The 13,483-nt window shown below is 65.1% G+C and carries 9 protein-coding genes; 2 read left to right on the top strand and 7 right to left on the bottom strand.

What is annotated here, in order from left to right; genetic code table 11:
• The first annotated feature begins 4 nt into the window (after positions 1-4).
• Complete coding sequence (locus tag BME24068_RS15465) at positions 5-964, top strand: OmpA family protein (protein ID WP_096504346.1); 960 nt, start codon at positions 5-7, stop codon at positions 962-964.
• Between the two features lie 139 nt (positions 965-1,103).
• Positions 1,104-1,679, top strand: a complete 576-nt coding sequence (locus tag BME24068_RS15460; protein ID WP_174926561.1) for a DUF3592 domain-containing protein — start codon at positions 1,104-1,106, stop codon at positions 1,677-1,679.
• 232 nt (positions 1,680-1,911) lie between these two features.
• Here BME24068_RS15460 and BME24068_RS15455 read toward each other — a convergent pair whose 3' ends face one another.
• The 7 genes from BME24068_RS15455 to tssH form a co-directional block, all read right to left on the bottom strand.
• Positions 1,912-4,203: a DUF2235 domain-containing protein gene (locus BME24068_RS15455; protein ID WP_174926560.1), complete on the bottom strand. Its 2,292-nt coding sequence runs from the start codon at positions 4,201-4,203 to the stop codon at positions 1,912-1,914.
• Positions 4,196-4,975 carry a peptidase MATCAP family protein gene (locus BME24068_RS15450; protein ID WP_096504340.1) on the bottom strand — a complete coding sequence of 260 codons (780 nt, stop codon included), beginning with the start codon at positions 4,973-4,975 and terminating at the stop codon, positions 4,196-4,198. The genes BME24068_RS15455 and BME24068_RS15450 overlap by 8 nt, the downstream gene beginning before the upstream one ends.
• 189 nt (positions 4,976-5,164) lie before the next feature.
• On the bottom strand, positions 5,165-5,968 hold the full coding sequence (locus BME24068_RS15445) for a hypothetical protein (protein WP_174926594.1): 804 nt from the start codon (positions 5,966-5,968) through the stop codon (positions 5,165-5,167).
• Positions 5,969-5,981: 13 nt separating this feature from the next.
• Positions 5,982-7,004, bottom strand: coding sequence for a DUF4123 domain-containing protein (locus BME24068_RS15440; RefSeq protein WP_174926559.1), 1,023 nt, complete (start codon positions 7,002-7,004; stop codon positions 5,982-5,984).
• Positions 7,004-9,565: a type VI secretion system Vgr family protein gene (locus tag BME24068_RS15435; RefSeq protein ID WP_174926558.1), complete on the bottom strand. Its 2,562-nt coding sequence runs from the start codon at positions 9,563-9,565 to the stop codon at positions 7,004-7,006. Before BME24068_RS15435 ends, BME24068_RS15440 begins: the two co-directional genes overlap by 1 nt.
• Before the next feature lie 64 nt (positions 9,566-9,629).
• Positions 9,630-10,751: a type VI secretion system protein TssA gene (gene tssA, locus BME24068_RS15430; RefSeq protein ID WP_174926557.1), complete on the bottom strand. Its 1,122-nt coding sequence runs from the start codon at positions 10,749-10,751 to the stop codon at positions 9,630-9,632.
• A 39-nt stretch (positions 10,752-10,790) separates the two neighbouring features.
• Positions 10,791-13,460: a type VI secretion system ATPase TssH gene (tssH, locus tag BME24068_RS15425; RefSeq protein WP_174926556.1), complete on the bottom strand. Its 2,670-nt coding sequence runs from the start codon at positions 13,458-13,460 to the stop codon at positions 10,791-10,793.
• Between the last annotated feature and the right edge of the window lie 23 nt (positions 13,461-13,483).

Raw genomic sequence — 13,483 nt, 5'->3', positions numbered from 1 at the left:
CGGGATGCAACGCACGAATCACGTCCGGCGCGCGCGCTTGTCGCGCTTTTCGCCTTTCGTTGCCGCCCTCCTCGCCGCCGGCGTCGTCGGCAGCGGCGCGGCCTACGCGCAGAACACGGGCGGCGCGACCGTCACGCCGGTCGGCAACGGCACGGTCGCGACCGCCGCGCTGCCCGCGAACACGAACGCCAGCGCCGCGCCGGCCACGGCGTCCGGCACGGTGATCCGCGGCACCGCCGGCACCATCGTGCCGCCGCCCGCGAACGCGACGCCCGGCCAGGTGGTCGTCGGCGGCAAGGTGCCCGACGAGGCGACCAAGGCCGCCGTGCTGCAGAAGCTGCGCGACACCTACGGCGCGGCGAACGTGGTCGACCAGATCGAGGTCGGCGACGTCGCGACGCCGCCGAACTGGAGCGCGAACGTGCAGAAGCTGCTCGGCGCGCAGCTCAAGCAGATCAGCAAGGGCCAGTTGAAGATCAACGGCACGCAGATCGAGATGAAGGGCGAGGTGCACAACGAGGCGCAGCGCCAGCAGCTCGCGAGCGACATGGCGAACACGCTGAATCCGACGTACACGATCAAGAACGGGCTGCGCGTGTCGGCGTCCGAACAGGGCGTGCTCGACCAGACGCTCGCGAACCGCACGATCGAGTTCGAGACGGGCAGCGCGACGCTCACGCCGCAGGGCAAGCAGATCCTCGACCAGATGGGGGCTGCGCTCGCGAAGATGCCGAACCGCACGGTCGACATCATCGGCCACACCGACAACTCGGGGAACCGCACGTCGAACATCGCGCTGAGCCAGGCGCGCGCGGATGCGGTGAAGGGTTATCTGATCACGAAGAACATCCAGCCGCAGCAGATGACGACGACGGGCGTCGGGCCGGATCAGCCGATCGCGCCGAATGACACGGCGGATGGGCGGGCGCGGAATCGGCGGATCGAGTTCCGGGTGGGGCAGTAGGCGGGGATTCAATGCCGAGCGACGCGGCGCGCCCGGTGGTACCAGGCTGCGGCGGCGCGGCGCCGGCACACGGACTGCGCATGTGCCGCCAGCAGCCGGATTGCTCGAACATACCCGCCGATGAATCCCGGAATCTCGCATGACTCTCGCGCTGCGCTGCCTGCGATCGGCCTTCATCCTGTTCTTCGGCGCCCTCTTCCTGCTGGTGGGCGCCATCTCCATCGTCAACTCGGCCATCCTCCTGCGCGCACGGGCGTGGCCCCGTGTCCCTGTCGCGGTCGAGCAATGCGAGCTCGCTCTGCGGTACGGCAAGCGCGACGTGACATGGGAAGCCCACGCGATATTCCGCTATGGCACTGGCCGGTCGATGGAATACGACACGACCTGGCAACCGGCCGGCTCGCCGGTGTATTCACGCGGACCGGACCCGGAAATCAGCCGCGAGCAGATCGCCTCGCTGACCCACACCTACTGCGCGGCTGCGGCCAGCGACGGGCTACGTGTTTCGCCGCTGTTCCCTGGCATTGCACGCCGCAATGATGCGGTCGTGCGCGGCGCGTGGACCAGCGAGCTGGGATTCGGCATGTTTGCGCTGCTCAGCGGCCTGATGTTGAGCGCCGGGAGCATTTCGATGTTGCCGTGGATCGAGGACCGGAAGAAACAGTCGACCGGGCAAAAGGCTCGGCACACGCAGAACCGTGTCGGCAGTTCGTGATCCGCACTGGCAGGCCAGCTTCGGATCTCACGTCGTATCGTGCTCGTTTCCGCACGGCGGTCGATAAACAAACCACGCGCGCCGGGTCGAAACGGACTGCGTACCTGGAGTCAGGCCGCGGCACGAATCGCCCTCCGGTACGCCGACGAGTTGCTTGCAGATCGCCCCGGCACGATGCCGAGCAACCGTGCGCCGACGCTTTTCGGCACACCGGCCCAGCCCGCAACGCCGGTCAATGCGCAGGCGTTGCCCCGCCCTTGTAGCCCCTCGCCCATTCCTGGCTCTGCTTGGCGGCCTGGTCGATCCGTGCTGCGGCGAGATCGTCCTTCTTGCGCCGCGCCGCCTCCTTTGCCAAATCGCTCGCCCCGAACGTGTCCTTGTCGCGTGTCCGGAAGTACAGTGACGGCGCCAGCACATGGTCTTGCCAGCTCGTCAGCAACGTATCGTGGACGAGCATGTCGAACAGCGCCATGACGTCCGGCGGCAGCGGATGCTTGCCTTCGATCCCCTCCTTCCAGGCCGACACGAGCTCCATCTCGGCTTCGGGCAACATGGCCGCCTCGACCGCATCCGCGCTGGCCTTGTTATTGGAATCCCACGAATCCGGCATGTTGCGGATGCGCTCGGCGGATTGCTTCAGGCCCTCCTGATACGACGCGCGGCGCAGCTTCTTTGCCGCTTCCTTCTCGAGGCGCTCCCAGACCGTCGAATAGTCCTTCGGCGCTTCCGCGACCAGCTTCTCATAGCGCTTTTGCGCCGCGTCACTCGCCGCCTTCATGCCCCGCAGTTTCGCCTGATCCTCCTGGCCGCGGCTGGCCAACATGCTCATGTTGATGCCTTGCCGCTGCAACTCCCAGTCGAGCTGCGACTTCGCCGTCTTGCGCTGCAGGTCGGCATCACTCATGTTGCGCTTCCAGTCGGCGACGGGGTCGGAAATCGTGCGGCGGAAATCGGGATCCATGTAGCGGGCCGCGATCCAGCGCATGAAGACTTTCGAATCCTCCATGAAGTCGGCGCCGGGTTTGCGGGGGACGAGCTTGCGGTACGCATCGATGAGTTGCTTGATGCGGTATTGCTTGCCATTGCAGTTGATGGGCTGGGCGATCGTGAATCTGTCGAACGTATCGTTCTTGTAGAGATAGAGATCCTCCATCGTATCCATCACTGCGCCCGCCTTCAGCGCTTCCATCAGCATGTCGCGCAAAGGCACCCGCATCAATTCGGCGTTCAGGCCGAGTGAACCATTCGGCGCACCGCCCACGACATCGCAGCTCGTACCGGGATAGAGGAACTGTTCCCCGCGGGTGTTCTCCAGACTATCGAGACGCTGATAGAAGCGCATCTCGTGCGCCGCGGCGAAATGAACGCAACGCTGCACGCTCGCCGGGATTCCGAGTGAGCGATCCTTATAGCTGGTCTTGATCATCCCCAGGTACGGAACCATGCCGATCAGTTCGCCGGCCTCTTCCGACATGGTGGACGAAACGGCATCGAGCAAACCAACGAACTTGATCTCGATCGATACACCGTCAATGGCGAGATCCATGTCGTCCCTTCGCTTGTATTTCTCGGCCAGATCGTTGATGAACGCGCGCGCGAGCACGCACCCGCGGTCTGCGCCGAACACCGAAACTTCGATGACCCGAACTTTCGGCATCTGCTTCTTGACGGCCATGTATGCAGCCTCGAATTGATCCTTGGCTGCCGTCAACCGAGTATCGACCCCCGTTCCGAACGCCTTCGCCATGACGGCATTGTCACGCACGATCGGCACGCTCTCCATCGCTATGCCAACGAAAAGACTGCGCGCGACCGCCCAGCCCGCCTTCATGGGGGCTCCTTTGACGTTATTCTTGAAGTCGTTCTTCGCATTGCGCCACAGCAGCGTTCCCGTAGCCTTGGTGCGCCGCCAGTATTGCTCAGACGATGCATTCAACACGTTCATGACACGCCGCGCCTGAGCTGGAATATGCTCGATGTCCTTCCGAATATCCTGGAATGCCTTATCGATCGGTCGAAGCGAAAAGTCTCCGTCGAGAAAGTCGTCGATCAACTGCTTCTTTACGTCACCGACGCGTTTTTTCACATCGGCCTGCTTGATTGGCGTATTGACGCGCGTGAACGACTGGGCGACCGCCTTCGCCCCGCTCAACGCCTTCTTTCCCGCCATCTTGCTCGCGGCCACCCCCGCATTGATCCACTCATTGGCCTTGGCGGACTCGTTGAGCGGAGTGCCCAACCCCGAATAGTAGAAGCGGTACCAGAACTGATTGGCCGGGCGACGCGAGTCGTCGTTATCGCGATGAGCGTCCCATAGACGGCAGATATTCGAGTATCGGGAGCTCGCCTTGTCGTCGAGATCCGCGTTACGGCCAAATGCGTCGAAGAAGAAACCCATGCGAATCGTCGCGCCGCATGGCATGCAATCGCCCTTCGGATAGAGATTCGCATTCCTGGAAACCAGTTGTGAATACACCGACGTGGGTGTTGCATCGTCCGGATCGAGCTTGATTTTCTCAGCCATGCGGCTTCTCCTCTACACGCGGTTGCGGCAGCAAACCGTCGGCAATCGCGGGCGTAGCCACCGCCACGAATTTCCCGTTCGCCAACTCCGAGCGCACATGACCGGGGAGCGACAGCGCCCACTTCGCGAATGTGCCAGGCTGGCCGGCCGCGGCTCGCAATACGCGCTGCGCGTCGGGATATGCATCGAATCGACTGTTCACGAGCAGATTGAAGTATGTGTACTGCTCCAAATCGTCACGATCGGTCATACGGTATTTCAACCATGCCGATGCGACGACACGAGCGATACGGCGAAACTGCTGATCTTCGCGCTCGTCGTATCGTCCATCGAGTTGCGTCTGATATTGCTTCATCCACTTCACGACATCGACGATCGGCAGGCGTGCATCATCGAGCAACTGGCCGGGAAACTGAAATTCGACATGCCGATCCGGGAAGAAATGCACTTCGAGAATCCGGGCCCCCGCGTCATCGGGCATCCGGGACTGAGGCATGGATACCTTCGCCTCACCATGCAGCATCTGCTTGTCGCCCTTATGCCACTGGTCGACATCGTAGTAATTCCATTTGACGGCGAATTCCGTGCCCTTCAGCTTGTAGCAACACTTCACGCTTCCGCCACCGGCCCCTGGCGGATCGTCACCGCCGCCACTCGCCACGTTTCCAAATGCGTCGGTAATCGTGAAACCGCTCATGTTGTACGGCAGGTAATTTCGGCCTATGACAGAAATACCGCTATATGTCGGCTCCGACTTCCCGCACGCCGCCATGGCCGACACGAGCAGACACCCTGCCAGGACACGACTCGCCAGCCTCGAAAATCTCGTTGCGCTATTCACTGGTGCTTCCCTTCCTGAATATTGTCCAACCTGCGTTGCCGGCGTATCCCGTGCCTCGATATCGTTCCGCCTGCCGCGCCAGGCGCCCTTCTCTCATTGCCCGAACCGCTCACCGCGCAATCAACCATGCCGCGCGCCGTCCACACGCGGCGACGGCAGCAAGCCGTCTGGAACCGCCGGAACAGCCACCGGTTCGAAGCTGCCGCTCGCCAGCGCGGACAGCACGCTTTTCGGCAGGGCCTGCATCGACTGCGCGAACGTACCGGGTTGACCGGCGGCAGTCTGCAAGATGCGCTGAACCGTCGGATGCGAATCGAACCGGCTGCTCACAAGCAGGGCGAAGTACGCGTATTGCTCGAGATCGCGCCGGTCGGTCAGCCGGTATTTCAGCCACGCGGCGGCCACTGCACGTGCGATGCGTCGATGCGACTGCCCATCCGTATCTGCAAATTTCCTGTCCAGTTGCGCCTGGTAGCGAGTCGCCATCCATCGGGAAACATCGACGATCGGAATACGGGAATCGTCGAGAAGTTCGCCGGGAAACTGAAGCTCGACGTGTCGATCCGGATAGAAATGAACTTCGAGAAGACGGCTGCCGACCTTCTCAGGAAGGGGCGACGACGGCATCACGACTTTTGTCTCGACTCGCTGCTCGTGCGCGTCGTCCATCGTCCACCGATCCGCGTCGTAGTACTTCCATTCGACCGTGAACTCGGAGCCCTTGAGCTGGTAGCAGCACGTCACGCTCCCCCCGCCCGCACCCGGCGGATCGTCCCCGCCTCCGCTTGCCTTGTTTCCGAACGCGTCCGTCACGGTGAAACCGCTCAGGTTGTACGGCAGATAATTCCGGCCCATCACCGAAATCCCGCTATACACCGGCTCCTGTTTCCCGCACGCGCTCAACGCCGTCGCAAGCAGGCACATGCCCAGCACGGACCTACGCCATGCCACGAAGCGTCTCCAGCGATTCCCGCTCGTGCGCGTCGCGAATCGCATCCCACGTCGCGTCGTCGATCGTCGCCAGCGCGTCATTGAGCGTCGCCTCGCCCTGCGCCACGGCCCCAAGGCACGCCTGCACCGCAGGATGCTGGTCGAACCGCGGTGCGACCAGCACGCCCGTCGTCACGTAGCACGTCAATTCCGCTTCATCGGCAATCCCGTGCGCGGCAGCGCGATCGAGTTGCTCGACCACCAGGTCATGCAGTTCCGCATCGGACAGATGGTCGACCACTGCCGCCATCGTCTCGCGAAACTTCAGCACGAGCTTGTCCGGATACCCGAGCTCGATCAAGCGCGCATGCTGCCGCTCGCTCAGGTCGGGTGCATGACTTGCCGATACCGCGCCTTCGATCGCCGGCGCGCCGTTGCGCCACACGACTTCATCGAGCCGCCGGTCGCGATACCGGATCTCGTCGAACGGGGCGACAAACTGCTGCGCCTGCGTATCGCTCCACGCCAGTCGAAGTCGCCCCAATACATGGTTGTCGAAGAAAAACAGGTAGTACGCGCGACCGTTCGGCAGCGCGTACTTCACGTACTGGCGCAGATGCGCATCGAGCGCGTCGAACGACCACGTCGACCACAACCACGTCACCGCATGCAGATCGACCGCGTCCAGCCACAACTGACGCAGCACACGATGCTGTTCGGCATCTGCGTCGTCGAGCGCCTGACGGTCGAACGCAATCAGGTACGGTGCGATGTCGGTATAGGCATCCAGCCCGGTATCGGTCCAGAGCGATGCATGGCGCAGGCCGCGCACCGCTGCGAGCTGCATGTCCAGCTCCTGATAGCCGCGCGTGTCGACGAGCACGTAAAGCTGCATTGCGCTCCCGTCGTCGGTCTTGCGCGCCAGCGATGCCTTCAGCGTCGCCAGGAATGCCGGCCATTCAGGTTCGCGCGGGTTGGGTGCATCCACGCCCATCTCGATGACGTCGTCCGTATCGTTGACTTCGTCCATCAATCCGCCTCGACCATCGATTCGCGCCCGCTATGCGCGTTCAGCACGCATTGCTTGCACGTGCCGCCCGGCATCGCGGGCAGCGGATACGGCATGCTCGTCGGCCCGCTGAACGGGTGCTGGGCGCCCTTGAAATCGATCTTCCCCGGTGCGTGAATCTCGATGTTGCCGCCCTTGATCCGGATATAGGCGCCGCCCGACGTGAGCAGGATCTCCTGCTTGGCGGCCACGTCGACGGCCTCGGTCGCCGCCACCATCTTCACGGCCTTCTGCGCTGTGAGTTCGATGCTGTCGGCATGCGCCTGAACCTCGACGCTGCCCTTCGCGGCGAACAGCTTCATCCCCGCGTTCTGCGCGAACAGGCTGATGCGATCGCGGACGCCGGCGATCAGCGACTTCCCGCTGGTGATGAACGTGCTCTGGCCGCTGACGATATTGGTCTGCTGCTCGCTGGCCAGATGCACCGACTGCTGCGACGCCACCCCGATCCCCGCCGGGCTCGCGAACAGCATCACGGACGCCTTGAACGCATTTGCATTCCCCGTCCCGCCGCCGGCGGTCCTGCCGCCGCCTGCCGTCGCCCCCGCCACGCTGTTCTGCGTCGCATCGGTGAATTGCTTCAGCGCATCGTGACCGGTGCCGAGACTCTCGGCCTGGTGCATTTCGCTGACCTGCGACATCGACTCGACCAACCCTTCCGCATTGACGAGCTGCTGCTTCGCTTCGCTCACGTCGAGCGGCTGGCTGTTCGCCTGCTTCGGATGCGTCGTCACATACAGGCCCTGCCCGGCGCGCATCGCGCCGTACGCGTCCGTGCGCAAATCGAACCCCGAGCCCAGATACGCACCGCGCGTATTGCCGTTCTGCTCGATCAGATAACCCAGGTGAAGCAGCGAATTCGCGCTACTGCTGAACAGGCGCGCGCGGTTCTGCCCGGTCGCATCGTCGAGCACCATCTCGTTGTGTCCCGAGCCCGCGTACTCCTTCGACCGGAAACCCGACAGGATTCCGTCGCTATGCCACTGCGGCTTGACCGCGCCGTTGTACACGCGATGCATGACGATCGGCCGGTCGCAGTCGCCGCCGAGGTAGCCGATCAGCACTTCCTCGCCGACGCGCGGAATATGCACGCCGCCGTAGCCGCCGCCGGTATCGGACTGCACGACGCGCATCCAGCACGACGCCGTCTCGCGGCCTTCGCTCTGCCGGTCCCAGACGAACATCACCTTGATCCGGTTCAGCTCGTCCGTATACACCTCCTCGCCCTTCGGGCCGACGACCACGGCCGTCTCGAGCTGCATCACCGGCTTGCGGTGCTCGAACGGGCTGCGATACGGCACGCTCGCGCGCTGCGCCTCGACCTCGACGAGATAGAACCCTGCCGAACCGTCGTCATGCCCGACCTCGAACGCAGCCGCTTGCCCGTGGCCGGCTTTCGCCTGCGCGAGCAGGTCTTGCAGGCTATGCGGGAAGTTCGCTTCGTGATCCGAGACCGGCAGATTGTTCTCGATGTAGCGCGTCACGCCGATGGCCGCGAACTCGCGATCGCTCGCCGAATCGCGATCGTGCTCGGGATGGTCGACCAGCGTGAAGCGCCGGCCGGCATCGATCGCGCGCACGCCGCCCACGCCGAAGAAGCGCTTCGCGCGCGACTCCCACTCCTCGAGCCGAATCGTCGACAGGTGTTCGCCGCGATCCTGGCCCGCATACGTGTACGCGCCGGTGTATTCGTAGATTTCCGCCTGGCCCGGCAAGTCGCCCTGGCCGGCCTTCGTCGGCAACGTCGTGCCGTTCGGACTGCCCGCCGACGACGGCGCTTTGTAGTCGAACGTGCGCGTCGTGTGCAGCGTGCTTTGCAACGTCCGCGACGCGGCCCATTGCGTGAAACCGGCGGTTTCGGTGCCGGCGCCCGAGCGGTCGAACCTGACGGTCTCCGGCGACAGTGCGTCCACCGCATGCAGGTCGTCGGTGATGACGAGCGTGTGCGCCTTCCCGTCGTCGCTGTGGCGCCAGAAGCCGAACAGCCCTTCGTCCTCCATCAGCCGGTGCACGAAATTCCAGTCGGTTTCGCTCTGCCGGCAATACGAGCGGGACGGCAACGGTTTCGACAGCGCGAACTGGTATTGGCCCCTGGCCTGCGGATGCATGTCGAACACATCGGAGAGGATCGCGTCGACGGACGCGTCCTGCCAGTACCGCATGTCGCTGCGAAACCGGAGGAAGTGCATCCACGACGCGAAGCTCAGCTGATAGCTCGACAGGCTGCCGTCGGCGCCGAGCCGTCGAGCGGTGTGGATATAGCCGTTGATCGGCCGATACGACTTGTCCGCCTGCTGGATCCACAGCGTCATCGGTTGCGCGATCAGCGTCTTGAGTTCGACGTCGCTCGCGGTCGACACCAGATCGAGTGCGACGCTGAAATCACGGCCGAGCCCGGAACGGGTCACGGCGCGGCGCGGCACGAGTGCGTTGTTCGGCAGCGACGGGATGTCCGTCTTCAGCAGGCGGTCCTGCTGAATCAGGCCGCCGCGGATCGCCTGGGCCAGTTCGGTCACGTTCATGCGTGTCCCTGCTTGTGTTGTCGCGAGCCTGCCGGGCCCGCTCTCTCAGGTCTGAATGCCGTCCTCACGACTGCTCATCGGGCCTCACCCCGAGCAGCTCGCGAATATGCGACAGCGAGCCGTCGTCCTTCACGACGCTCTCGAGCCACTTGTGCAGCGGCATGTCGGCCCATTCGGCGGCCTTGTCCGCGAGATACGCGACCGGGCTGTGCGGTTCGGTCTGGCGGAAGTAACGCGCGACCGCCCGCAGCTGGTCGACGGCCTGCGCACGGTTCTGGATGCCGGCGATCATCTGCGTCACCGGAGGACGGGGAGCGGTCTGCGGCTGCACATGGGTCTCCTCGGTATGGATGGGGTCGCCGAAGCTCGGCTCGATGCGCTCGGGCTGCGCGTGCGGCACCGGCGGCGCATGCGGTGCGCTGCCCGTATAGCCCTGCTCGCGCGCAAAGCGCTCGGCGAGCCGATAGACGGTCTCGAACGCGTCGCGCGTCTGCCGGAAGCTCGGCGCCGAATCGCCCGCGCGTTCGACGAGCCGGTCCTCGAATGCATCGAGCGCGAATTCGAACGCCTTCAGGTTCGCGAGCAGCGTGGTGTAGAACGCGATCGGCGTGACGCGCCGCGACGCGTCGACCTGATCGACCGACGGCTTGCCGCGCGCGATGTCGTCCGCATGCTCGGGGTCGCGCTTCACGGCCTGCGCAACGTGCTGCGCGACTTCCCAGTCGAGCGTGGTGAATGCGTTCGACGCGCCGTCCGTGACCGGAATGCCGCGCAACAGCTCGGCCGTGCGGCCGGACAGCCACGCGACGTTGCCGAGCCGGTATTCGACGTCGTCGCCTTCGGGCAGCGGATGCACGGTGTCCCAGTAGTCGCGGCACAGCCCTTCCAGCAGCGCATAGCCTTCGGTGAGGCCGGTGATGCCGTCCTCCAGCGCAAGCGCCTCGGTCAGCCACACGGCGAGCCGCAGGTCCTTCGTGCGCGTGCGCAGCAGCTCGCCCGCATGGTCGACGACGAAGCCCCAGTCGGCCTCCTTGATCTCGGTCACCCACTCGCCCTGGTCGAGCGTCGGATCGTCGTAGCGCCGCGCATCCTGGATCGCGTCGAATTCGTTCGAGAACAGCAGGTCGTCGCCGCTGGGCGACGCATCGCTGATCGGCGTCAGCAGCTCGGGAAGATTGATCGGCATGGTTCGGTCAGTTCATCAATGCGTGTTGCGCGGCCGCGCTCATTCGACGGTGTACGCGAATTCGCCGGCCTCGTCCGCGCGCACCGCGATGCGCGCGATGGCCTCGCCGTCGGCGATCCGGCCGAGCACGTGGCCCGCGATCTCCGGCAGCAGCGTGCCGTTCAGGATATGGTCGACGTTGCGGGCGCCCGAATCGACCTCGGTGCAGCGCGCGAGCACCGCATCGACGAGCGAGTCGTCCCACTCGAACGCGGCCTTGTGGTTCGCTTCGATGCGGCGGCGGATCCGGTCGAGCTTGAGCTCGATGATCTCGGCCAGCACGTCGTCGGAAATCGGGTAGTACGGGACAACCTTCATCCGGCCGAGGAACGCCGGCTTGAACGTCTTGTACAGTTGAGGGCGCAGCGCTTCGGCGAGCGCGTCCGGATCGGGCAGTTCCTCGGCCGGCTTGTTCAGGCATGCCTGCATCACCGCGGCCGAGCCGACGTTCGACGTCAGGATGATCAGCGTGTTGCGGAAGTCGATCTCGCGCCCTTCGGCATCGTCCATCGTGCCCTTGTCGAACACCTGGAAGAACATCTCGAGCACGTCCGGGTGCGCTTTCTCGACTTCGTCGAGCAGCACGACGGAGTACGGGTTGCGACGCACGGCCTCGGTCAGCACGCCGCCCTCGCCGTAGCCGACGTAGCCCGGCGGCGAGCCCTTCAGGCCCGACACGCTGTGCGCTTCCTGGTACTCGCTCATGTTGATCGTGACCATCTTGCGCTCGCCGCCGTACAGGATGTCGGCCAGCGCGAGCGCCGTCTCGGTCTTGCCGACGCCCGACGGCCCGACGAACATGAACACGCCGCGCGGCTTGTTCGGATCCTCGAGGTTCGCGGTCGCGGTGCGCACGCGTTGCGCGATCGCTTCGAGCGCATGGTCCTGCCCGATCACGCGCGCGGTCAGCAGCGGCTGCAGGTTCAGCACGGTGTCGATCTCGTCCTTCACCATCCGGCCGAGCGGAATGCCCGTCCACGCGGCGACGATCTCGGCGACGACATGGCCGTCGACCTGCAGCGGCACCATCGGCTCGCCGCCCTGCAGCGCGTGCAACGCCGCGACGCGCTCGGCGAGCTTCTCGCGGGTGGCCGGCACGTCCACCGGCGCGCCGTCTTCCGACGGGCCGCGCGCCTTGTCGAGCGTGTCGCGCAGTTCGGTGATCTCGGCGACGATCGCGCGCTCGGCTTCGTAGCGCGCTTCGTCCTTCGCGCGCTGTTCGAGCGCCGCGTCGCGCGCGCCGCGCAGCTCGCCGAGCCGCTCGTCGTGCGACGCGCCGCCGGTCGCCTCGCGCTCCAGCGACGCAATTTCCGCGTCGATCCGTTCGATGCGCTTCTTCGTGTCGTCGATCGCCGCCGGCGTCGCGCTATGGGCGAGCGCAACCTTCGCGCACGCGGTGTCGAGCACGCTGATCGCCTTGTCCGGCAACTGGCGGCCACTGATGTAGCGGTGCGACAGGCGCACGGCCTCGGTGATCGCATCGTCGAGGATGCGCACGTTGAAGTGCTTCTCCATCAGCCCGGACATCCCGCGCAGCATCGCAGCCGCAAGCGGCTCGCTCGGCTCCTCGACCTTCACGACCTGGAAACGCCGCGCAAGCGCCGCATCCTTCTCGAAGTACTTCTTGTATTCGCTCCACGTCGTCGCGGCGATCGTGCGCAGCTCGCCGCGCGCGAGCGCCGGCTTCAGCAGGTTCGCCGCGTCGTTCTGGCCGGCCTGGCCGCCCGCGCCGATGATCGTGTGCGCCTCGTCGATGAACAGGATGATCGGGTGCGCACTCTTCTTCACCTCGTCGATCACGCTCTTCAGACGGTTCTCGAACTCGCCCTTCACACTCGCGCCGGCCTGCAGCAGCCCCATGTCGAGCACGTGCAGCGCAACCCCGCGCAGCGGCGGCGGCACGTCGTCGGCCGCGATCCGCAGCGCGAGGCCTTCGACGACGGCCGTTTTGCCGACGCCGGCCTCGCCGGTCATGATCGGGTTGTTCTGGCGGCGGCGCATCAGGATGTCGATCGCCTGGCGAATCTCGGCTTCGCGGCCAATCACCGGGTCGATCTTGCCGTCGCGCGCGCGCTGCGTGAGGTTGGTCGTGTAGGTGTCGAGCGCGGGCGTCTTCGACGGGCCGGCAGCGGGCGTGGCGCCGTCGGCCGCCGCCGCGACGTCGCTGCCTTCCTCGTCCGGCTGACGCGGCTCGGCTTCGCTCGAGCCGGCCATGATCTCGTCGAACTTGTGCTTCAGATCCGTCACGTTCATTTCCGCGAACTGCGACGACATCCGCTGCGCGAACTGCGCGAGATCGGGCGCGGTCAGCAGCGCGAGCAGCAGGTGGCCGGAACGGATGCGGCCGAGCTGCGAATCGAGCGACGCGATCAGCCACGCCTGCTCGAACAAGGCGATCAGGTGCACGGAGAACACCGGCGTGCGCGTGTTGCCCGTCTTCAGGCGCGTGAGTTCGCGCTCGAGATCGGCGTGCAGCGCATGCGGGTCGACACGGCTCGCGCGCAGCGCGAGCGGCAGGTCGCCGGTCGCTTCGTCGAGCAGCGCGAGGAACAGGTGCTCGAGATCGACCTCGTAATGGCCGCGCGCCAGGCACGCGCTCGCCGCGCGCTCGGTCGCATGCCGGCACAGCGGGTTCAGTTTCGTGATGAGGGTCTTCAAAGGCGTGCTCATGGCGTCGATCTCAGGTTCGATTG

This window comes from Burkholderia anthina (assembly GCF_902498995.1).
Taxonomy (GTDB): domain Bacteria; phylum Pseudomonadota; class Gammaproteobacteria; order Burkholderiales; family Burkholderiaceae; genus Burkholderia; species Burkholderia anthina.
The sequence above is the reverse complement of the archived record's forward strand: the minus strand, read 5'-3'. Positions and strand labels throughout refer to the sequence as shown.